Origin of the sequence: Pseudoalteromonas sp. 3J6 (genome assembly GCF_903995135.1) — a bacterium.
GTDB lineage: Bacteria > Pseudomonadota > Gammaproteobacteria > Enterobacterales > Alteromonadaceae > Pseudoalteromonas.
Window position 1 is genome coordinate 2,939,508 of the sequence record NZ_LR877185.1, and the last position, 20,799, is coordinate 2,960,306.

General features: G+C 37.5%; 19 protein-coding genes. 10 read left to right on the forward strand and 9 right to left on the reverse strand.

Annotated elements, in window-relative coordinates; all coding sequences use genetic code 11:
- Positions 1–12: 12 nt before the first annotated feature.
- Positions 13–1,437: a sodium-dependent transporter gene (locus P3J6_RS13260; protein ID WP_010390240.1), complete on the reverse strand. Its 1,425-nt coding sequence runs from the start codon at positions 1,435–1,437 to the stop codon at positions 13–15.
- 188 nt (positions 1,438–1,625) lie between these two features.
- On the opposite strand from P3J6_RS13260, the gene P3J6_RS13265 reads away from it, so the two are divergent.
- From P3J6_RS13265 to P3J6_RS13285, 5 genes are all read left to right on the forward strand, one after another.
- On the forward strand, positions 1,626–1,928 hold the full coding sequence (locus tag P3J6_RS13265) for a YciI family protein (protein WP_054201050.1): 303 nt from the start codon (positions 1,626–1,628) through the stop codon (positions 1,926–1,928).
- A gap of 161 nt (positions 1,929–2,089) precedes the next feature.
- Entirely contained in the window at positions 2,090–2,350 is a 261-nt protein-coding gene (locus P3J6_RS13270) for a PepSY domain-containing protein (RefSeq protein WP_138605973.1), read from the forward strand.
- 3 nt (positions 2,351–2,353) lie between these two features.
- Positions 2,354–3,028 carry a response regulator transcription factor gene (locus tag P3J6_RS13275; protein WP_010390247.1) on the forward strand — a complete coding sequence of 225 codons (675 nt, stop codon included), beginning with the start codon at positions 2,354–2,356 and terminating at the stop codon, positions 3,026–3,028.
- Positions 3,022–4,359, forward strand: coding sequence for an ATP-binding protein (locus P3J6_RS13280; protein ID WP_178956171.1), 1,338 nt, complete (start codon positions 3,022–3,024; stop codon positions 4,357–4,359). Before P3J6_RS13275 ends, P3J6_RS13280 begins: the two co-directional genes overlap by 7 nt.
- The gene (locus tag P3J6_RS13285; RefSeq protein WP_198523268.1) at positions 4,346–4,759 is read left to right on the forward strand and encodes a hypothetical protein; all 414 of its coding nucleotides are present in this window, start codon (positions 4,346–4,348) and stop codon (positions 4,757–4,759) included. Before P3J6_RS13280 ends, P3J6_RS13285 begins: the two co-directional genes overlap by 14 nt.
- Positions 4,760–4,878: 119 nt before the next feature.
- On the opposite strand, the gene P3J6_RS13290 is transcribed toward P3J6_RS13285, so the two are convergent.
- The 4 genes from P3J6_RS13290 to P3J6_RS13305 form a co-directional block, all read right to left on the reverse strand.
- Positions 4,879–5,229, reverse strand: a complete 351-nt coding sequence (locus P3J6_RS13290) for a VOC family protein (RefSeq protein ID WP_198523269.1) — start codon at positions 5,227–5,229, stop codon at positions 4,879–4,881.
- Positions 5,230–5,418: 189 nt separating this feature from the next.
- Positions 5,419–5,808, reverse strand: a complete 390-nt coding sequence (locus P3J6_RS13295; RefSeq protein WP_138569747.1) for a hypothetical protein — start codon at positions 5,806–5,808, stop codon at positions 5,419–5,421.
- A 280-nt stretch (positions 5,809–6,088) separates the two neighbouring features.
- A complete protein-coding gene (locus tag P3J6_RS13300; protein ID WP_198523270.1) occupies positions 6,089–6,472 on the reverse strand; it encodes a DUF5071 domain-containing protein in 384 nt (127 codons plus the stop codon).
- Positions 6,473–7,137: 665 nt separating this feature from the next.
- A complete protein-coding gene (locus P3J6_RS13305) occupies positions 7,138–7,926 on the reverse strand; it encodes a hypothetical protein (protein ID WP_198523271.1) in 789 nt (262 codons plus the stop codon).
- Between the two features lie 2,595 nt (positions 7,927–10,521).
- Between P3J6_RS13305 and P3J6_RS13310 the strand changes: the two genes are divergently transcribed.
- Positions 10,522–11,604 (forward strand): flavin monoamine oxidase family protein, encoded by a 1,083-nt coding sequence (locus P3J6_RS13310; protein ID WP_198523272.1) that lies wholly within the window; start codon positions 10,522–10,524, stop codon positions 11,602–11,604.
- A 42-nt stretch (positions 11,605–11,646) separates the two neighbouring features.
- Here the strand turns inward: P3J6_RS13310 and P3J6_RS13315 are convergent, their stop codons facing one another.
- Positions 11,647–12,690: an AI-2E family transporter gene (locus P3J6_RS13315; protein WP_198523273.1), complete on the reverse strand. Its 1,044-nt coding sequence runs from the start codon at positions 12,688–12,690 to the stop codon at positions 11,647–11,649.
- A 168-nt stretch (positions 12,691–12,858) separates the two neighbouring features.
- On the opposite strand from P3J6_RS13315, the gene P3J6_RS13320 reads away from it, so the two are divergent.
- Positions 12,859–13,749, forward strand: coding sequence for a TIGR01777 family oxidoreductase (locus tag P3J6_RS13320; protein WP_198523274.1), 891 nt, complete (start codon positions 12,859–12,861; stop codon positions 13,747–13,749).
- A 134-nt stretch (positions 13,750–13,883) separates the two neighbouring features.
- The gene (locus tag P3J6_RS13325) at positions 13,884–15,062 is read left to right on the forward strand and encodes a GGDEF domain-containing protein (RefSeq protein WP_198523275.1); all 1,179 of its coding nucleotides are present in this window, start codon (positions 13,884–13,886) and stop codon (positions 15,060–15,062) included.
- 62 nt (positions 15,063–15,124) lie between these two features.
- On the opposite strand, the gene P3J6_RS13330 is transcribed toward P3J6_RS13325, so the two are convergent.
- Together P3J6_RS13330 and P3J6_RS13335 are read right to left on the reverse strand one after the other, a co-directional pair.
- Positions 15,125–15,784 carry a DUF2987 domain-containing protein gene (locus tag P3J6_RS13330; RefSeq protein WP_332871403.1) on the reverse strand — a complete coding sequence of 220 codons (660 nt, stop codon included), beginning with the start codon at positions 15,782–15,784 and terminating at the stop codon, positions 15,125–15,127.
- Positions 15,777–16,586: a glucosaminidase domain-containing protein gene (locus tag P3J6_RS13335; RefSeq protein ID WP_198523276.1), complete on the reverse strand. Its 810-nt coding sequence runs from the start codon at positions 16,584–16,586 to the stop codon at positions 15,777–15,779. The genes P3J6_RS13330 and P3J6_RS13335 overlap by 8 nt, the downstream gene beginning before the upstream one ends.
- Positions 16,587–16,767: 181 nt before the next feature.
- On the opposite strand from P3J6_RS13335, the gene P3J6_RS13340 reads away from it, so the two are divergent.
- Positions 16,768–18,060 carry an anti-phage deoxyguanosine triphosphatase gene (locus P3J6_RS13340; RefSeq protein ID WP_198523277.1) on the forward strand — a complete coding sequence of 431 codons (1,293 nt, stop codon included), beginning with the start codon at positions 16,768–16,770 and terminating at the stop codon, positions 18,058–18,060.
- Between the two features lie 86 nt (positions 18,061–18,146).
- On the opposite strand, the gene P3J6_RS13345 is transcribed toward P3J6_RS13340, so the two are convergent.
- Positions 18,147–20,303, reverse strand: a complete 2,157-nt coding sequence (locus P3J6_RS13345) for a prolyl oligopeptidase family serine peptidase (RefSeq protein WP_198523278.1) — start codon at positions 20,301–20,303, stop codon at positions 18,147–18,149.
- A 153-nt stretch (positions 20,304–20,456) separates the two neighbouring features.
- Here P3J6_RS13345 and P3J6_RS13350 point away from each other — a divergent pair, with 153 nt between their 5' ends.
- The gene (locus tag P3J6_RS13350) at positions 20,457–20,768 is read left to right on the forward strand and encodes a DUF962 domain-containing protein (RefSeq protein ID WP_138609481.1); all 312 of its coding nucleotides are present in this window, start codon (positions 20,457–20,459) and stop codon (positions 20,766–20,768) included.
- Positions 20,769–20,799 lie beyond the last annotated feature (31 nt).

A 20,799-nucleotide genomic window follows, 5' to 3' on the forward strand; every position in this document is an offset into this window, starting at 1 on the left:
ATTTAGTTTAAATTAAAAACCAAAAATACTGATATCAAAAAACTTCGTTGCAACGGTATTTACAAAAATGATTAATAATATCGCTGGAATAAAGGTTTGCAGTGAAAAGTTAACGTACTTTTCCATAAAGCTATTAGCATAATTAGGAGAGCCTTGTCTTAGCTCTTCGCTTAAGCGAACTTTTTTCCATTTATACATTACAAACAAACACACCATTAAACCATTTAAAGGCAATATTGTGTCGTAAAATACGTCATAAACAACATCAAAAAAGCTCTTATTACCACTACCGTAGCTAGTAAAAGTAGTTAGGCTGTCAATCATACCAAACGACATAATACACAAAATAGTTAATATACCGGTTGATAAAGTGAGTATGCCCAGCGCTTTTTTACGGCTAATGCCTTTACGATCGCTTAGTGTTGCTGTTGGTACTTCAACAATAGATACCAGTGATGTGATAGCAGCAAAAAATACCAATAAGAAGAAAATAAATGCCACGGCTGATGCGCCAAAGTAACCAATATCATTTTGTAGCGCTAATAAAATTTTTGGAAGGTAGACAAAAATCATTGAAACTGACGAGTCAGATAACTTAGCCGGATCGGTATTTGGATCAAAGCTAAAAATAGCCGGTAACACCATTAAGCCTGCTACAAACGCAACCAGTGAGTCGGTAATAGCAACCATTTTAGCACTGCCTACAATGTCATCTTTTTTCGAGATATAAGATGCATAGGTAATTAAAATACCCATACCTAACGACAATGAGAAAAACGCTTGGCTCAATGCGCCATTCAGCACGCTGGCATTCATTTTACTAAAATCAGGAATAATATAGTACTTAACACCGGCCATGGCGTTATCAAGAGTGAGTACGTAACCCACCAATATAATAAGCATTACAAATAAAGCTGGCATTAAAAATTTAGCTGCTTTTTCTATGCCGTCTTTTACGCCACCGACCAAAATTAGGTTAACAATAACTACTACCAGCGCCATATAACCAAACACGGTATAGCTATTTATAAACTCACCAAAGTGTCCAGGGTTTGCCAGCATATCTAAATTACCCAGCGCGGTTTGGCTCAAGTAACCAAAAATCCACACCGTGATCACCATATAAAAAACAGCAATCATAAACGGCGTTAATACCGCTAAAAAGCCAGCAAATTTCCATTTTTTGTCGTTATTAGCTAATTTTTTGTATGCACCCAGCGGATCTTTTTGTGCATGACGACCCATGGCCATTTCAGCCATCATTACGGGTAAACAAATGAATGCGACAAACAAAGCATAGACGAGCAAAAATGCACCACCGCCATTCTTAGTCGCAGAAACTGGAAAGCCTACTAAGTTACCAATACCCACAGCAGAGCCTGCCGCTGCCAATATAAATCCTAAGCGGGAGCTAAAGTGCTCTCTATTTTCACTCATGTAATAACCTTGTTATTATTTATCTTATCCAAGGGACTCTACCAGTGTTACGCAACGCTTTTCAAGCAATTACCGTGTAAAAAAACATTCTTGCTGTAAACATCGCCATAAACACTTTTAATTCACCATTTATCAACGCTATGCTAGTATGCAGTTAATTAAATTTAACAAGTTTTGAGAGTAATTTTATGTTGTATATGATTTATTCAACAGACGTCCAAAATAGTTTAGAGCACCGTAAAGCGGCTCGCCCAGCTCATTTAGCACGCTTACAAACGCTAGAAGACGAAGGCAGACTATTAACCGCAGGTCCACTTCCAGCCATTGATAGTGAAGACCCTCAAGATGCAGGCTTTACGGGTTCTTTAGTGATTGCTCAATTTAATTCTTTAGAAGACGCCAGAGAATGGGCGGCAGATGATCCTTATGTTGCCGGTGGCGTATATGAAAACTCTATTGTTAAACCATTTAAAAAAGTGTTCCCTGCTTAATTAAACTATGACCACCCTGTTTAACTGCAACCAGCAATTCAGGGTTTGTTCACTCATTTTTAATTAAACTTTGCTTACTAAAAACTTAAATACGCCGCAAGGTATTAAAGTTTTAATGGCTTAGTTTTTAAGCTAGGCAGGTCTGTTCTAGGAGTTCCGTAATGCGTGTATTATTAATACTCAATTTAATCGCGGTAGTGTGTTTGGCTAATTTTGCCCACGCAAACAATATCAAAAGCAAAACCGATAAAGTTGAGGTAAGTAAAAAAAAAGCAGTAATACTTGCAAAACAAACTACAGACGGTACAACGTTAAAGATCTCTGAAGAAACACTTTTTTTTACTGTACGAATTTTAAAAGCTGACGGCCACGTCGTCGATTTGAAAATAAACAAGAAAACTGGCGAAGTGAAAAAGGATTAACCAATGCGAATTTTAGTAATAGAAGATGATTTACATTTGGCAGACAACCTGCGCAATGCATTAGAAAAAGAGCGTTACAGTGTTGATTTATGTCACGACGGTGAAGCGGGCCTTTTTCACATCACTGAATACCCTTTAGATATGGCTGTAGTTGATTTAGGTCTACCTAAAATAGACGGTATTGAGCTAATAAATAAAGCACGCGCCCAAGGGGTGACTATTCCTATCTTGATTTTAACCGCGCGCGATCGCTGGCAAGACAAAGTAGAAGGCCTAGATGCCGGTGCTGACGACTACCTAACTAAGCCATTTCATGTGGAAGAACTGATTGCTCGCTGTAATGCGCTTATTCGTCGCAGTGCTGGTAAAGCAAACCCAGAAATGACAGCAGGCCCTATTAAAATTCATACACGTTCACAACAAGTATGGGTAAACGATAAAGAGCTGAGCTTAACTGCGTATGAGTACAAAGTACTCGAATACTTAATGGTTAACCCACAAAAAGTAATTTCAAAGTCTGAGCTTACAGAGCATATTTACGACCAAGACTTTGACCTTGATTCGAACGTCATTGAAGTGTTTGTACTACGTTTGCGTAAAAAACTCGACCCAGATGGCGTGCTTAATCCAGTGGAAACACTGCGTGGGCGTGGCTACAGGCTTAAAAGCCAGTGGTAACACCGCAAATTTCGTTAAAAATAAGGCAAGGATTTATCCTTGTCTTTGTTTTGTTAGTCGCTCTACCTATTTTGTTTTACTCCATAGGTAAGGCGTATTATGCGTCACTTGTTGATGCCACCGAAAAAAATCTCGAAGCACACCTGTATTCACTTATTTCCGAAGTTGATTTTACCGAGCGTGGCATTATTATGCCCAGCTCTATTTTAACCCCCGAACTCAACAACCTAAACTCAGACACCTACGCCATGATTTACCGTGACGACATGCCTATTTGGCATTCTGAGTCGGCGGTTAACGTTAACTTTGTTCCCCAATATATAGAACCCAAAGCAGGCGCTGCCGATTTCAGACGTGTGGTGTATAACAACACCACCTACTGGCAATTAAGTTTAACGGTAATACTTAATAATATTGACCAATCAGAGCAAGCACGCTTTATTTTATTAAAACGTAACGATGCCCTACTGCGTTTAATGGATGGCTTTAAGCAAACCTTAGTTGATTGGATGTTTATTATGGGGATTGCCATTGCAGGGTTAATGGCCATTGGTTTTATTTGGAGTGCACGACCTCTGCAACGTCTAGATAAAGAAATAAAAGCCATTGAATCAGGCGATATTCAAGAAATTAAAGGCTTATACCCCGTTGAACTGCAAACCATTAAAGCCGACCTAAATTTACTATTAGAGTCGCAGCAACGCCAAAAAGAGCGATACCGCGCCTCTCTTAGCGATTTAGCCCATGCACTTAAAACGCCGTTAGCTGTTTTAAAATCAAGCCCATTAGCTAACGATGCAGATGCACAAGAACAACTCGACAGAATTAATGTGATGATCGAGCACCAATTAAAACGTGCAGCCACAGGTGCTTCCGATACATGGAAAAAGCAAACCCCTATCAAGCCTGTTATCGATTCTATCTTAAGTGCAATGAGTAAAGTATACCGCGATAAAGACATTATATTTAATTGCCAAGTGAGCGATAAAGATTACTTTTTAGGTGATAAAACCGATTTAATGGAGTTATTAGGCAACTTAATAGATAATGCCTGCAAAGCCTGTCGCTCCCAAGTCAGTATTAATGTTTCACAAGATAGAACGCTCAGTATAAGCATTTGTGATGATGGCCCAGGCATTAAGCCAGATAAGCGCGAATCATTGTTACAACGCGGTACGCGCCTTGATACCTACGAAAGTGGACACGGTGTTGGAATGGCTATTGTATCTGACTTAGTTAAGTCGTATCACGGGCTGTTAACTATATCTCAGTCGCAACGTTTAGGCGGTGCAGAATTTATTCTCGAGTTTAATTATCATGAAAAAAAATAACTACATCCTTTGTTTTAGCTTAAGCCTTTTATTGTTATGGGCACAGCAAAGTATGGCTGCTGAGCAACAATGTACATTGCAAAGCAACGCCCTGCCAGAGCAAATTAAAGATTACACACAATGTTTAGATGCCAAATTAAATAAAGTGCAACAGCAACAAGACAGCTGGATCCAAAAGCGCACTTTTGAACTGGCCGAATTAGAAAGTGAAACCGGTAATACCATCATTTTATCACTGTTTAAACAAAGTATTAACGCCAAAGATAAGTACATACAAAAAAGCTGCCAGTGGCGTTACATGTTAAAACAACCTAATTCACTAGAAGCTGTAGTAACTTATAAAGAGTGTGAAATAGCAATGATAAAGCAATTTATTCAGCAGCTTCAAATGGGGCTTTAACCAACTCTTAATTAAACATTATTTGTTGTTTCTTGTTAATTTCGTGGTTAGTTTATTGGTATTTTGGGAAGTGCAGCCTTAAAGGCTGCATTTTTGTAGTTATAGACTTTGTAATGTGATTACTCTGACCACACCGCAAATTCATTTCCATTTGGGTCGCTAAAGTGAAATCGTCTACCACCTGGAAATGAAAATGTAGACTTAATTATTTTGCCTCCAGCCTCCTCAATTTTATTTTGAGTCGCTTCAAGGGCATTACTGTATAACACAATTAACGGGCTTCCATTTTTAGTTGCAACAACCAAGTCAGATTTAAAGAAACCACCATCAACACCTTGCCCTGTAAAACTACAATATTCTGAGCCATAATCCTCAAATGACCAGCCAAACACGTCACTAAAAAAGGCCTTAGTAGCTTCAATATTTTGTGCAGGAATCTCAATATAGTTAATTTTATTATTTTGAGTCATTTTAGTTTTTACCCTTATTCTTGTTTATATTATTTGCGATTTGAACTGGTAATAAATAAAGATAGCAGCAAAAGCATAAACAACTGATAAACTTTGATAAGAATGCGCTTAGGCACTACATATAATTAATACTGAATAAAACCCACTTATAAAGCATTTGAAGGTACAAAATTAAGGGCTGATTTAATATTAATTATCGTTATTCATACGTTTCTTTTGTTTATTTTTACTAGATCGCACAAACCATTCCGTTAAGGATATGAAAAAAAAGAACATAAACAATCCGCCGCACCAAGTTGCAAACACCCAAATTGACGGTTTGAGTTCATACCAGCCTTGAATATTGAACGTGGCAAAGTAAAACATCACTAACGAAATAAATGGCAGTATAAACAAAGAGTAAAAAGCTCCCGAAACAGCATGCAGTAATATTTTCTCACGAATACTTGAGCTATTAGATCCCAAATTCACAATTCCAAAAACACATTGTGTAGCGATAAACAGGCAACAAACCTGTAAAAAGGTCCAGCCTAAAGCTGCCAGAATAGCAACTAACTGAATGTATATTCCCTCACTCATCTTAATAAAATCCTATTAACGAATACTGCTTTTAGCGAGATAGGCTTTATAACTGCACTTCCAAAGCCTTATTGGCAATACAGTTTTTATCCTAAATCATACAAATAATTTTAATATTATGTAGCGCAAGCTATCCCACAAATACTTTCTGCCTCTCGAGATCTAAACCTAGCGCTAGAACGTCTCGGAGCTCACATGCTTTAACATGAGTTATATTTAAAGAGTTTTTAGATTTCAAAATAACGAATTGCCTCGCAATGGAATATATGAAATCGAGTTGTTAGTGATATTTTCTAGCATGAAGTAACTCATATACAACATCAAATACCTCCTCATCCCGTTCACCCTTTGTAGGATGTAACTTCATATTATTTAGTGTGCAACGCAACTCACAAAATACATCAGCACGAATCTGATAAAGTAAATGAGAGATTATCCAATATTTCCAAACCTCATCGTCGCCCAGCATTATATTTTTAATTGGCTGAACTAATTCCAAACCTAACTTAGATAACCGTTCAGAAACTGGCGCAGCGATTGGCCAGTTGAGGTCTTGCAAGCATTCAAGCAAAGCCTCAATATGAGGGGTCAATGCTTCATCAGATGCTATTTTTAAATTTTTACAGGCCACATCATCGACTTTACCGATTGGAACCAACCTCATAGATTTTACCTTAGTAGTTCTATTAATTTGACATAGTTAAATACCAGAGATACTGGCTAAGCGTTTAGTATAAGATAATTTTTATTCAAGAAGTTCTAACTGTATATATTTTCAAATTAGTGAATGAAGCCAATAACACTATTCATATCAAGCTCAAAATGAGATTCCGTAACTATATCCTTGTATCACTTTACCTTATTGTAGATATACCAACCAGTTACACCCGTGGAAAGTGCTAGTAAGTATAGAACTACTATTTCACGATTAAATTGAGTAAATAGATTGAGAAATAAAACTGGTAATATACTTACAACTAAAACCACCGGTAATTTAAATAAGTTTAGTTTTTGTAGCAATAGAGAAATAGGTAATCCATAAACCAACATCATAAAATAGAAATAAAATAAACTTCCCATACCTATCAGTACGCCAAATACAACATCAGAAATCAATGCATCAATTGAAGTATATTTTTCTATACCCGCATAAAGATAGCATAAAGCACATACTGGCAGTATACTCAACGGACTTATAATGAAAACAACAAAAAACTTACGCAAACTGTTTAACATATTTCCTTAAATTCTAAGGTGGTCGACGAAAAGCTTACTTGAATGCATTACCATTTAAATTACAAACAAAAATTCATATCAAATCTGTAATATTTACCAATCCCCATTGTGGCAGCCTTTTTGATTACAATACAAAAAATTACCTGTTGTTTTCTCATCAACTAATATCCAATTAGCTGTAATTTTGACTTCGTTTTTGACATATTTTACCTCTGCTGAGCAATTTGGGTATTCAGTAAATGTTATACTAGATATATCAGTGCCGCCTAGGCTTCGCCCTTGATAATATTCAGTTCCATCATCACTTCTAGACCAAGATACCTCAGCTTTAGAACCATCCTCGTTAAACATTGTCATATTACCATTCCAGTAATTTGGAAGTTCAGATGAGACAATCAGCTTTATTCTTTTAGTGCCAGTTGCAGCATTGGTTACGTATTGTGTCATTGTATATTTGGTATCACTTTTCCATACAGTCTCCATACTAGTAAGCCGTCCTCCATGAATATTCCTTTCATAATTACACTTATTATTAATCGCATATTCCTCATTGCACAACGCCAATTGTAAAACAGGAAAAACCGTTTGCATTGAAGCAGCAATAATGCCGATGGACGTAAACGAATATGGCATAATTTCTTTAACAGGAACGCTCTTTATCTTTTGTTTAAACCCTTCATCATAAGCAGTAAAAGAATTCAGGCCGACAAAAATATCTACTCTTTCTTCTCCTCTTTGTAGTCGGCTTATTTTATCTTTTTCACTCTCAACACTAACACAAGATTTGCTGATATTCTGATTCTGTAGTGATGTTGCATAGCTATGAAATGTAACTAAGATCAGGCTAAAGCCTAGCGCTGTTTTAAACTGTTTTATTGTCATTTGATTAATTCCTTTTAAATATTTAATTCTCGTTACGTACTGCACAATAATAAAGGCCATGTGTTCGATTTATTGGCAAACACGGCTAACTAAATTAAAACATGTATAACCGCTAATGTTGGCCATAGCTAAGAGCCTATGTATCTAATGACAGGCTGCATTATATGAGGCTGCCCAACATTTATATAATCGCGTTAGTTATATTAATACAAAGCGAACGTATATATTTCTTGTTTTATTTTTCTTTGAAGCAAATACCTTATTTGCTTTTAATCACGACTAAATATTACTTTCCAGTTAGTTATTAAAATTATTAACTGAAAGAACAATGCTACACATAAAAACATTTCAACTGACTTCGAAATATCATGAGTTAAATACGTCATTACGCCAAATATAAGAGATATAGATAAGTAAATAATCTCTTCTTTTAATAAATGCAGTAACTTTGATCTCTTGTTCATTATTCTTCCTAAAAAGTATTTTTAGACATAAACTCTACTAATAACCCCAGTTCATAAATTAGTTATGTCGTTTTATCTTTTAAAAAGTTTTATAATTTAATTTCCTTGGTTAACTTTAGTGGCATAGGTGTTATTTTGAGTTAACAGAACAAATGCGGAAATTTAATTTCTACAAACCACACAATGTTTAAATACTTTCTTAGCAGTCGAAGTCTAAGCTTAAGCCTCTGAAGAAATTAAGGGCGGTGGTCTTACTACTATTCTGATAATTGCTTTCTGAGCATCATACTTTCAACCATCGCGATTAGAACAAAAACAAACCCAGCATCCGATAAAATATCAGTCGAGTTTTCAAGACTGACTGCCACATATACTTGAACCAGTAATATTATAATATCGATCCTGATAGCTGTTGCTCTACTTTTTTTAACTTAACTAAAATGAAGTAAAGGTAACACCATCTAAAAAAAGATAGAAATATAAAAAACAAAATTAATATCATTCTAACCCTCCTGTGAAATAGAACTTTCTTGGCTAAAATTTAATTGCATCACAAACGGTCATGAGGACAATTACTTCTTATAATGTCTTACTTCATTGCAATGAAAGTTTGATAAAAATTTTTTAGTCTTCAAGTTATCAAAAGGCGTTATTTACTATGTAATTTATAGTGGGGTCGAGATCACCTTCACGCCACCAACAGGAATAACTCTTTGTTTATTTGTGGTGTTGCTAACTACCGTACAACCTATATGAAAAGCAAACAACTAAATAGCGCAATTCCACTTATTACAGCATTTCGTAATATTATGAGAGTGAACTATAAAGTTCCGGAATACTGAGATTAGCATTCCTAACACGCTTCAAACAGAAGCGATAAAAGCTAGCAGCATTACGGATAAGGTCACGATACCAATTATTTTATCTGTTATTTATCGTGCCCATAGAAATGCTAACTCCCGCATGCTGTTGCTTCCCTTTTTTGATTAGCTTAATTCAAAGCCAGAATTAGTTTGTTAATTTACAAAAATCAAACTAAAAGCTTTTATGCACAACTCACCCTTGCTTTTTCCCACCAGGGTTAGGAAAAATCGAATTTATCGTCTGGAATAACTATAGGGTGTTTTCTTAAATAATACGTCCAAAAGCTTTTTCATATTTTGGAATATAAACTTTAAAACTCCCTTAGGTTGATACTGTTCAAAAAGTTTACGGTAGGCACCAACAGGTCATGAGGGTTTCCCTGTTGGAAAATAACTGTGCCTCCATACGTTTCATAAATATACTTACTAATTTTGTAAGTTTTAACGACGTCTCTATTTGCCCTAAATGAAGCTTCTTTCATTTCAGAAGTTAATATATCTGCTGATAAATCAGGATAAGAGCGCTTATATCTTTTAAAAAAGCACAATAACCATAAACTTATTTTTCATAATCTACTTCCATGCTTGGTAATACATGCTTAAGATAAAAAAGTGCTTTTCATTTTTATCTGCTTAAAGCTTTTGTTAGCCATCAACTGAAAAGTACTAATGTTAATAGGGAGATAATCGAATACGCCTCATTTAAGTTAATATCTCGAAATTTAAATAAATCGGTAAACAATCGATTCCATATATTTCGAAAAATTTCTGCAAAAACTAGCATCATTGTTATAAGCATTACAAATAACAACAGTGATTTAAACAACGAAGATTCAAAGAACAAATCAATGAAAATAGTGTTCGATTCGGAGTATGGCTCATAATAGATTAACTCGTGCACAGTTATCACTAGCAGTGCCACAAATGTTGCTACTGCGTTAAATGTTGTTGTGATTTCCTTCTTCATAAACCTTCCTTTGTTTAGTATGACTGACAATTTGATAGTCCGTAACTCGCGTATATTTATGCCAGCGCAGCTTTAGCTAATTTATTGTATAGTTTTAACAAATTAGCTAACATATTACTATCATTAAGTTTTTATTATTTTAAAGCGTAATTAATTAACACTCTGTTCCCGGTTGGCTCATTTTCCTGAATATAGAGGGAGAACTCAGCTTATTCACTTTGCCCATAAAACGTTTTGACAAATCTGCATAAAAACCACAAACTACCTACCAGTAGATTGGCTCAGCTAAAGTGATTTTAAAATGCATAAACCTGTGGTTATTATTGGTGGTGGCTTAGCGGGCTTATATGCTGCTTACAACCTTAAAAAACGTGATATTCCGTTTTTATTATTAGAGGCCAAAGCCAGTTTAGGTGGCAGAATTGCGTCTCATTATTTACCGACTAGTAACACCATTAGCCACGATTTAGGCCCTACCTGGATATTTCCGCACCAGCCTAATATTCAACAATTAGTTGCTGCTCTAAACATCCCCGTGTTTGAACAATACACCCAAGGCGATGTGTTGTATCAAGCATCGCATACTGCCCCTGCACAGCAAATTGCAGGGGCTGGCGAAATGCAGTTATTTAGAATACAAAACGGTATGAGCAAGATTATCAATTCGCTTTATCAGCAGCTTGAGCCAAACACCGTTAAATTAGAGCACGCTGTTAGCGAAGTAAAAACGCTCTCCGATGGCTGGCATATAAGCGCTAATTACCAAGGGAGTACGCAACACTATACTTGCGATCAGTTACTGTTGGCGTTACCGCCCAGAATGATCAGCCAACATTTAACCCCGCATTTATGGGCTGATAATGGTTTTGCACAGCGTTTAGCGTCGGTGCCTACATGGATGGCTGGCCAAGCAAAGTTTATTGCCACTTTTGAGCACGCTTTTTGGCGAGATAAAAATTTATCGGGACAATGTTTTAGCCGAGTAGGCCCATTGGTAGAAGTTCATGATGCGTCAGCCAGTGAGCATTCTTACCCTGCTTTGTTTGGCTTTATTGGCGTGCCTTACTTGCAGCGCAGTAAAGTGACCAGAGAACAATTAACCCAGGCTTGCCTTGAACAGCTCAGCTATTTTTACGGTGAGCAAGCCTATACAGCGACGAGCTGCATTATAAAGGATTGGGCTGAGGATGAATTTATTGCCAACAAAGATGACCAAATGGGTGTTTCGCAGCATCCAGAATTCAATTTTTCAGGGCTTAGTGAGCAGCTCAAACAGTTACAAGTGTATTTTGTAGGGAGTGAGTTTGAAAAGCATGAGGCAGGCTATTTAGAGGGGGCTATAAACGCTGTAGATAGCGCCTTAGCTAATTTAATGAATCCTTAGCTTTTTAAAAGGCGTGCTATGTAGGCACGCCTTTGTAAGGTATTAGTCTTCTGATTTGATAACGTTTTCTTCACCTGTGCCAAGCATAGTGGCTAACCAACGCCCTTCGTCACTGGCTTCTAGCGCTATTTTTACAATCATGGTTAACGGCACCGATAACAACATACCTACAGAGCCTAATAACCAGCCCCAAAATATTAACGATAAAAACACCACTAAGGTAGAAAGCCCGAGGCCTTTACCCATGTATTTTGGCTCTACAATATTACCCATTACGGTATTAATGGTTAAATAACCCGCGCCGACGAGCCCTGCCACTAATGGACCTTGCGTAATAAGCGCCAGTAACAGTGCCGGCACAGCCGCAATGATTGAACCAATATTAGGAATGTAATTGAGCATGAATGCCAATACGCCCCATAGTACAAAATAATCAACGTCTAATATCCACAGGTAAAAACCAGCAATTATACCGGTAGCTAAACTCACTAAGGTTTTAATGGCTAAATAAGAGTTAATAGAGTCTAAAAAGCGGTCAATTTGCTTAATTTTGCTGTCGGGATCGTCCAGTGCTAAATGAATTTTTTTGCCAAGTATCGGCCCTTCAAACAGCATAAAAACAACTGTTAAAATAATTAAAAACATATTGGCCATTACGCTACCTAAACCCGTTAGCATATTGGTGGCAACATCAACCATTTTGCCGGGATCAAACATAGACAAAATTTGTTCTTTATTAATTAAAATATTGTATTGTGAGGCTACATCAACCAACCATACAAATTCTTCTTTTAATTGTGCTTTATATTCAGGTAATTGTTTTGAAAAATCGTTAACCGACTGCCCTACTAAACCGCCTAAGCTAACCCCTAAGCCCATAATAATAAGCACCACAAGCACTACCGCTATGCCTTTTGGAATACGGTAACGAGCAAAAAAATTAATGAGTGGGCTACAAATTATGGCTATAAATGCTGCCAAAATAAACGGAATAACAATAGCGCTTGCGGCTTTAATACCCGCCAGCACAATGACCAAAGCGGCAAAAATTATTAAGCTTTTATTTACCCCAGTTAAACTTGCCAATACTATTATCCTATTACTGTTATTTGGCTTTAGTGTAAGGCAAAAGCTAATAGAATGAAATGTTTAAGGGTGATCATAAAAATTATTGGTACGTATAAGTTTGCAAATCGTTGAGCTGGAGAGTATAAATTTTAAACATCCTGCTTTTTTTATAATTTCGGAGTTGCAATGCATATATTTTTTACTGGCGCCACAGGCTTAATTGGTAGGCACCTTTGCCCTTTCTTGTTGCACCACCACGATGTTACTGTACTGAGCAGAAACCCAACCAAAGCAAAAGTATTGTTAGGGCACCAGGTTAACGCTATTGATAGCCTTGAAGATGTTGATTTTAATACCGTTGACGTGGTTATTAACTTAGCCGGTGAACCTATTGTAAATAAACGTTGGAGTAATAAACAAAAAGCAGTCATTCGCGATAGCCGAATCATTGTTACTCAAGCTATTAGTTATGCTATTAAGCAGTGCCATACCCCGCCACATACTTTTATATCTGGCAGTGCAATTGGTTATTATGGTCGACAAGGCGACACTCTGGTTGATGAAAACAATACAGAGCCTCATGATGAATTTAGCCACCAACTGTGCAAAGATTGGGAGCAAGCAGCTTTAAAGGCTGAGTCTGACGAAACTCGAGTGTGCTTATTACGTACCGGTATTGTATTGGCTAAAAAAGGCGGCGCGCTTGGTAAAATGTTACCAGCATTTAAGCTTTGCGTAGGTGGTCCAATTGGCAATGGTGAGCAAGGTATGTCGTGGATCCATATAGATGATATGGTTCAGCTCATTTTGTTTTTAATTCGCAATAAAGAAATATCTGGTGCTATCAACGCTACAGCCCCTGAGCCGGTAAGTAACAAGCAGTTTAGTAAATCATTAGGAAAAGCATTATCTCGCCCTGCGTTTATGCCTATGCCTGCTGGGGTGCTTAATATATTAATGGGTGAAATGGCCGACTTACTTACTAATGGCCAGTATGTGGTACCTAAAAAAGCATTAGACCATAACTATCGTTTTCACTTTACTAAAATTGACGCTGCATTAGAAAGTTTAGTCTAGCTACTGGCCTTAACGGGTTAAGTTTGTAGTAGGGGGTAAAGCTAATACTTTTTACCCCCTTGCTATTTTAGTGTCACTACCTAATACTTATAGCTGTATAAACGCCTTCAATTAGCTAAAAGAGCCCCTTAAACATGCTTCATTTACCTACATTAATTAGCCTCTGTTTTATTCTTAACTTGTTTATTGCTGTGTTCTTTTTTTCTGTTTATAGATACAAAAAACAACCTTGCTATTTATTTTTTGCTACCGCCTGTTGCTCGTTTATTACCGCAATTGCACTAATTGGTTTAAGAGATTTTATTGAGTTTCCATTATTAATCCATTTTTTTGCTTACGTTTTTATTATTTTAAGCCCATTACTCATTATTTTAGGGTTAATACCACAAAGCCAAGCGCCCGCGATAAAATTAACGCCTTTATACTATTCAAGCGCCATGTGCTGCACGCTTTTACTTGCAGTGTACCTTATTGATGCAGGGCAAATTATTACCAGTATTATTGCTTCTGTATTATTTAGCTACGCTGCGTATTTAATGATTAAAACTCCAAGTGTTGCTGTAGTCCAACAACGCTTACTCGTTGCCTGTTTTGCAATACACAGTGTGGTGATGCTGTTGCAAGTTGTACTCCTTGTTTTGCTCTACTCAAGCCAAATAAGTCAAGCCAGCTTAGCTTTTGGATTACAGTTGTTATTGGTAACGCATTTATTTTTAACTACCGCTACTGCGCTAATTTTACCGTTTATTAAGTTTGCTAATGCTGAGTCTAGACTAATAAATTTAGCGAATCACGATCCTTTAACGCAGCTTTTAAACAGGCGTGGATTTTTCCGTTTATGTAAAAAAATAACTAAAACCGCGCCTCTTAACAGCAGAGTATCGTTGATCATGCTCGATATTGACCTGTTTAAACAAGTGAACGACCAATACGGCCATGAAACTGGCGATGAAGCGATAAAGTGGATTGCACAACATATTAACGAATTGTTTTTTGAGCTTGGAGTTACTGCTCGGATTGGCGGAGAAGAGTTTGCTATTTTTCTTAATCAACAGAACTTAGCGCAAGCTAGGCTGTTAGCTCAAAAGCTTTGTAGTAGCATTAATGAATACCCGTTTTATTTTAATGGTAATAGCATTGCACTGTCTGTAAGTGCTGGGGTAAGTAGCATGTTAGTGCGCGAACTAAATATGCAAGAACTGTTGTTGCAAGCCGATAAACGGCTTTATCTTGCTAAAGAAACAGGCCGAAATAGAGTGGTCACCCACGATGAAAAAAGCTTGTTAGCAAAAGCCCCCTCTGCCATCATTTAATTTAGTCATAAAAAAACGACATCATAGTTGATGCCGCTTTTATACGTTTACCATTTTTATGGTTACTTACTGATCCAAGGAGTTACTTTAACAACCTCGTTAATATCAGCTAATATGGTTGTGTTATCTTCCCAGCTATCGGTTACTTCAAAATAACACACTGACTTTTCGCATGTTATACGCTCATCATCAAATTGCTTTGGAGTTTTAAAGGTAACAACCACGCCTTTTTGTTCAGGCAATAAAAACCACATTAGTTTGCTAACAAAAAAGCCAGATAGGTCTGTTAATAGCTCTTCAAGCTCATTATTAATAACTAATAACGATTGCTTTGATAACGCCAGCCCATCTAGTTCATTAGCTTCTATTTGTAACTTTAACTGACAGTCGTGAACCGGATTTTTTGGCTGAACTACAATCACCGCTTTATCGGTATCGAGCTGTTTATCGAACGGTAATAGCAATTGCGCTTTGTCGGTATAATTAAGCGGGTACTCATTTTTTTCAGTTAAAATAGTACCACTCTTAATACTACATACTTCGTTAGTACCAATATCGCTAATATAAAAGTTTACGCGGGCGTACTGAAAGTCCCCTTTGTTTACCACTTTTAAACGGTCGTAAAAACCGTCGTACGACATTACAAACTCTTTAGCAACCGCACTACTAGGGGCTATTGCAAAAAAGCTGGCTGTAACTAATTTTAATACCATTTTATTCATTAAAGTACGCTCGGTTTTGATTTATCATTGTATTTAATTCTTCAATGTACGCTTCACCACGTTCAGAGTAAGACATTAAACCATACGTTAATTTAGTCGCTAAAATAGGTTTTTGTTGTGCGCGTAAGTCTTCGCGTATAGTACGTAACTCTTTGTAAGCATTGTGGGTATTAATATTTTTAAAATAAGAGCTTACTGCTGCACGTACCGATTTAAATGCAGCCACTTCATGCTCGGCTTCACTATTACGTCTTCTTGGTACCATGCCACAGCCTTTTTTGTAGCACCATTGGCCAAAAAAGTTTAAGCCAATTCGTGCAAAACGCGAAGTACCCCATGCAGACTCATTGGCTGCCTGCATTAAGGCCATTTCTTTAGGAATGATGTCTACGCGGCGCAGTGCTTGGCTTAAAGTAATAGTATCTAAGGTTTCAGATAATCCGTACGACTTAAGTATTTTTTTAATATCACCCGTTTGTTTTTTACTGAGCGGTTCACTGTGCTCTATCATCATGCGTGCAATTTCAAGGTTTGCACGTTGTTGTAAAATCTTTTTGTTTTCGGCTTCTACATGAGGCTTAATAAAGTTAAAAAACGCATGTTTTTTCTCTTTCACATCAGTGAATTCTGAGAACTTTGGCAACTTAACGTTGTGCAATGGTTTTTCTTTCTTCTTCTGTTTTTTAATATCGTTAGTGCTGGTTTGCTCGTCTGATACTAGTTCATCAGCATCAATAAACGGAAGGGTCAACGCCCAAATAACAATGGCGGCTAACAACAACTGAAAAATAGTTTTTAACATGTATTATCTCAATTTAACTCTAAGTTATGTATGGTGTAGTCACATACATACGAAACATCATTATACCTAAGCCACTTTATAAACGCGAATACTGAACAACCGAATAAAATTCATACACCTATTGCTTACAATTTATAATATACTAAGTGCTAAAGCCGAAGACGAATTGATAGGTTGAGACATGGATAAACAGTGGCAAAATAGAATAATTGAACAATATAAGCACCGCCCTAACGATAACCGCTCTCCTTGGCAAATAGACCGCTCACGAATCATTCATGCTGCTGCATTTAGGCGTCTTCAAGCTAAAACCCAAATAATGGGTATTGGCTTAAACGACTTTTACCGTACACGCCTTACCCATTCATTAGAAGTCTCGCAAATAGGCACCGGCATATTACGCCATTTAAAGGCCCAACATCCAAGCTTTGAACATTTTCCATCTACTGGATTGCTCGAAACCTTATGTTTAGCGCACGATATAGGTCATCCACCGTTTGGGCATGGTGGCGAAATTGCACTTAACTATATGATGCGTGATCATGGTGGTTTTGAGGGTAACGCACAAACACTGCGCATTGTGGCAAAGCTAGAGCCCTACAGTAACGGCTACGGCATGAACTTAACTAGACGCACCTTGTTAGGATTTATTAAGTACCCAGCTTTTATCGATAACCTTTGGCATAACATCCCACAAGAAAATAAACAGCGTGCATTTATTAAAGCCGATGACTGGCGTCCAGCCAAAGGTATTTATAATGACGATGCCGCGATATTTAATTGGATTATTGAGCCTCTTAGCGCAAGTGATAAAGCGTTATTATCTAGCCAAGAACACGCAGATGCTTACCGCGCTAAAACCCGTTATAAATCACTCGACAGTGCTATTATGGAACTGGCTGATGACATTGCATATGCCGTTCACGACCTTGAAGATGCCATAGCGACGGATGTGCTCAGTTTAGACGATTGGCTAACCCATGCATTGCCGCATTTACAAGCACTTGACTATGACTGGTTAAACACTTTGCTGGAATCACTCTCCAAGCGGTTATTTTCAAAGTATGAACATGAGCGAAAAGACGCCATAGGCGAACTGGTGAATACCTTTATTATTCATATTCATTTAGATACCCAAAACGATGAATTTGAGTGCCCTATTTTAAAGCACACCGCAAAATTAGATCAGCAATACGAAAATGTGCTACAGATCCTCAAACACTTTGTATTTCAGCGTTTAATACGCGACCCACAAATGCAGCAAATAGAATTTAAAGGGCAAAATCTACTCATAGAATTATTTACTGCGTTTGCCAGTGATCCGCTGCGCTTATTACCCGAAACCACGCAAGCACTGTACCTTGAAGCTGAGAAACATAATCAAGGCATGCGTATTATTTGTGACTATTTAAGCGGTATGAGCGACGAATACGCTTATAAAACCTATCAACGGTTGTTCTCCCCCATACAATAAGTTAGCTAATCTGAACTCAGGTTAGTCAACATAAAAAAGCCGAGTCACTTACGTAACTCGGCTTTTCGTTAGTTTATAAAATCACACTACAGTGATTTAATGCCCATGTTGTAAAGCGTAAAACCGTACATGTCGGCATAAAGGTCAATAATTTTACTGGTTGGTGTACCTGCACCATGGCCTGCATTGGTTTCAATACGGATAAGCGTTGGGTTAGTACCTGCTTGATTCGCTTGAAGTTCAGCTGCAAATTTGAATGAATGCGACGGTACAACGCGGTCATCATGATCGCCTGTAGTGATCATAGTCGCCGGATATTCAACCCCTGCTTTTACGTTATGAATTGGCGAGTAACCTTTTAAGTAATCAAACATTTCTTTACTTTGGTCGCTAGTACCGTAATCGTATGCCCAACCAGCGCCAGCTGTAAATGTATGGTAACGAAGCATATCCAATACGCCTACCGCAGGTAACGCAACTTGAAACAAGTCAGGTCGCTGGGTCATTACAGCACCCACTAATAACCCACCGTTTGAACCACCACGCAGTGCTAAGCGTTTTTTAGAGGTGTATTTTTTATCTTGTAAGTATTCAGCTGCAGCAATAAAGTCGTCAAATACGTTTTGCTTTTGCAATTGTGTACCTGCTTTATGCCACTCTTTACCGTATTCACCACCACCACGAATATTAGCAACTGCGTATACGCCGCCTTGCTCAAGCCAAGCCGCTGTTGTAGGGCTAAAGCGAGGTGTTAAGCTTATATTAAAGCCACCATAGCCATATAAAATAGTTGGGTTGCTGCCATCTAATTTAATATCACTTTTATAAGTGATAATCATCGGTACTTTAGTGCCATCTTTAGAGGTATAAAATACTTGCTCAGAGGTATAGTTATCGCTATTAAAATCTATCCCTGACTTACGGTATACTTTTGACTCACCGCTTTGCACGTCAAAGCTGTAAGTCGTGCCTGGCGTTTTGTAGTTAGTAAACGAGTAATAGAGCGTAGTTTGCTCTTTTTTACCGCCAAAACCACTCGCTGTACCAACACCTGGTAAGCTAATTTCGCGGATCAATTCGCCTTTTTTGTTGTACTGCTTCACTTTAGAAATAGCATCAACCATGTAGTTGGCAAAAAACGTATTTCCGCCAAGCGTTACATTAAGTACATTTTCAGTCTCTGGGATAAAATCTTGCCAATTTTCAGGCTGTGGATTGCTTGCATCAACCGTCACTACTTTTTTATTTGGTGCATTTAAGTTAGTAACCAAAAATAGCTTGCTGCCTTCGTTATCAATTACGCTGGTATCAGAGTCGGTATTACCCACTACGGTCACAAATTCGCTATCTGGCTTGGTTAAATCTTTAATAAATAACTTATTACCAGAGGTCGATACGCTGGCACTAATAAACAAGTAACGACCATCTTTGGTTGCTTTAGCGCCCACATAGCGGTGTTTTTGTTCTGCTGTATCGCCAAATACTAAAGTATCTTCGTCTTGATCTTGGCCTAACTTATGGTAATACACTTTATGTTGATCAGTTTTTGCAGAAAGCTCACTGCCCTCTGGCTTATCGTAGCTTGAATAGTAAAAACCGTCATTCGCTAGCCAGCTAACGCCACTAAATTTAACATCAACTAGTGCTTGCTCTACCTGCTCTTTGGTCTCGGTGTCTATAACAATGATTTTACGCCAATCACTACCACCTTCTGAGATTTGGTACGCTAACAATGAACTATCTTCTGAAAATGATAAACCCGACATTGAAGTGGTGCCATCTTCACTAAAAGTATTAGGATCTAAGAACACTTCAACTTCAGCGCCGTCTTTGCTGCGGTATAAAACGTACTGGTTTTGCAGGCCATCATTTTTATAAAAATAAGTGTAATCACCTTCAGTAAACGGAGCGCTGATTTTTTCGTAGTTCATTAGTTTTTCAAGGCGCTGTTTGAGTGTGTCTCTGTAAGGCACTTGTTCTAAATACGAAAAGGTTAGGTTGTTTTGTGTTTTAACCCATTGAGCCGTTTCATCACTCATATCATCTTCTAACCAGCGATACGGATCAGCCACGGTTTCACCAAAGTAAGTGTCAACCACAGCGCCTTTTTTAGTTTCAGGGTAATCTAGTGAGTTAACTGCTTTCATAGCTGTTTTTACTTTATTTTGAGTGGTGTTTTCTGCAGGTTGTGAACAACCCGCAAGTGCGATTACAACCGCACAGGTCAGTGTTTTTTTAAGCATTGCTTTATCATTATTTTATCTATAGTGAACCTAACCTATTAACTTTTACTGCTTTTGTCTATTGAGATGCGGTAAACGTCATTTATCGCTGTTAACCTGCGCTAAATTGCGCTTAAATAAATGAATAACTTTTAAACACTAACAGGTTGAGTAATGACAGAAACTAAATCCTTTTCTAGCTTTAAACGCTTTTACCCTTTCTATTTAAAAGAGCATCGGAATAAAACCTGTCGCAGACTGCATTTTATTGGCAGTAGTTTAGTGTTGTTACTAGCCAGCTATGCGCTTATTAGCTCACAATTCGTATTGTTATGGTTATTACCGGTGATTGGTTATGGCTTTGCATGGGTTGGGCATTTCTTTTTTGAAAAAAACCGCCCCGCCACATTTAAGCACCCGTTTTACAGTTTATTGGGTGATTGGGTCATGTTTAAAGATATGTTGATTGGCAGAATTAAATGGTAAATGGCTACTTACGCCTCGGTATTATAAACAC

Coding starts and splice junctions, on each gene's coding strand:
- P3J6_RS13320 (WP_198523274.1), top strand. CDS start 12,859: ATGCATATATTTTTTACTGGCGCCACAGGCTTAATTGGTAGGCACCTT.
- P3J6_RS13275 (WP_010390247.1), top strand. CDS start 2,354: ATGCGAATTTTAGTAATAGAAGATGATTTACATTTGGCAGACAACCTG.
- P3J6_RS13265 (WP_054201050.1), top strand. CDS start 1,626: ATGTTGTATATGATTTATTCAACAGACGTCCAAAATAGTTTAGAGCAC.
- P3J6_RS13340 (WP_198523277.1), top strand. CDS start 16,768: ATGGATAAACAGTGGCAAAATAGAATAATTGAACAATATAAGCACCGC.
- P3J6_RS13300 (WP_198523270.1), bottom strand. CDS start 6,472: ATGAGGTTGGTTCCAATCGGTAAAGTCGATGATGTGGCCTGTAAAAAT.
- P3J6_RS13270 (WP_138605973.1), top strand. CDS start 2,090: ATGCGTGTATTATTAATACTCAATTTAATCGCGGTAGTGTGTTTGGCT.
- P3J6_RS13325 (WP_198523275.1), top strand. CDS start 13,884: ATGCTTCATTTACCTACATTAATTAGCCTCTGTTTTATTCTTAACTTG.
- P3J6_RS13350 (WP_138609481.1), top strand. CDS start 20,457: ATGACAGAAACTAAATCCTTTTCTAGCTTTAAACGCTTTTACCCTTTC.
- P3J6_RS13345 (WP_198523278.1), bottom strand. CDS start 20,303: ATGCTTAAAAAAACACTGACCTGTGCGGTTGTAATCGCACTTGCGGGT.
- P3J6_RS13285 (WP_198523268.1), top strand. CDS start 4,346: ATGAAAAAAAATAACTACATCCTTTGTTTTAGCTTAAGCCTTTTATTG.
- P3J6_RS13290 (WP_198523269.1), bottom strand. CDS start 5,229: ATGACTCAAAATAATAAAATTAACTATATTGAGATTCCTGCACAAAAT.
- P3J6_RS13305 (WP_198523271.1), bottom strand. CDS start 7,926: ATGACAATAAAACAGTTTAAAACAGCGCTAGGCTTTAGCCTGATCTTA.
- P3J6_RS13260 (WP_010390240.1), bottom strand. CDS start 1,437: ATGAGTGAAAATAGAGAGCACTTTAGCTCCCGCTTAGGATTTATATTG.
- P3J6_RS13295 (WP_138569747.1), bottom strand. CDS start 5,808: ATGAGTGAGGGAATATACATTCAGTTAGTTGCTATTCTGGCAGCTTTA.
- P3J6_RS13310 (WP_198523272.1), top strand. CDS start 10,522: ATGCATAAACCTGTGGTTATTATTGGTGGTGGCTTAGCGGGCTTATAT.
- P3J6_RS13335 (WP_198523276.1), bottom strand. CDS start 16,586: ATGTTAAAAACTATTTTTCAGTTGTTGTTAGCCGCCATTGTTATTTGG.
- P3J6_RS13330 (WP_332871403.1), bottom strand. CDS start 15,784: ATGAATAAAATGGTATTAAAATTAGTTACAGCCAGCTTTTTTGCAATA.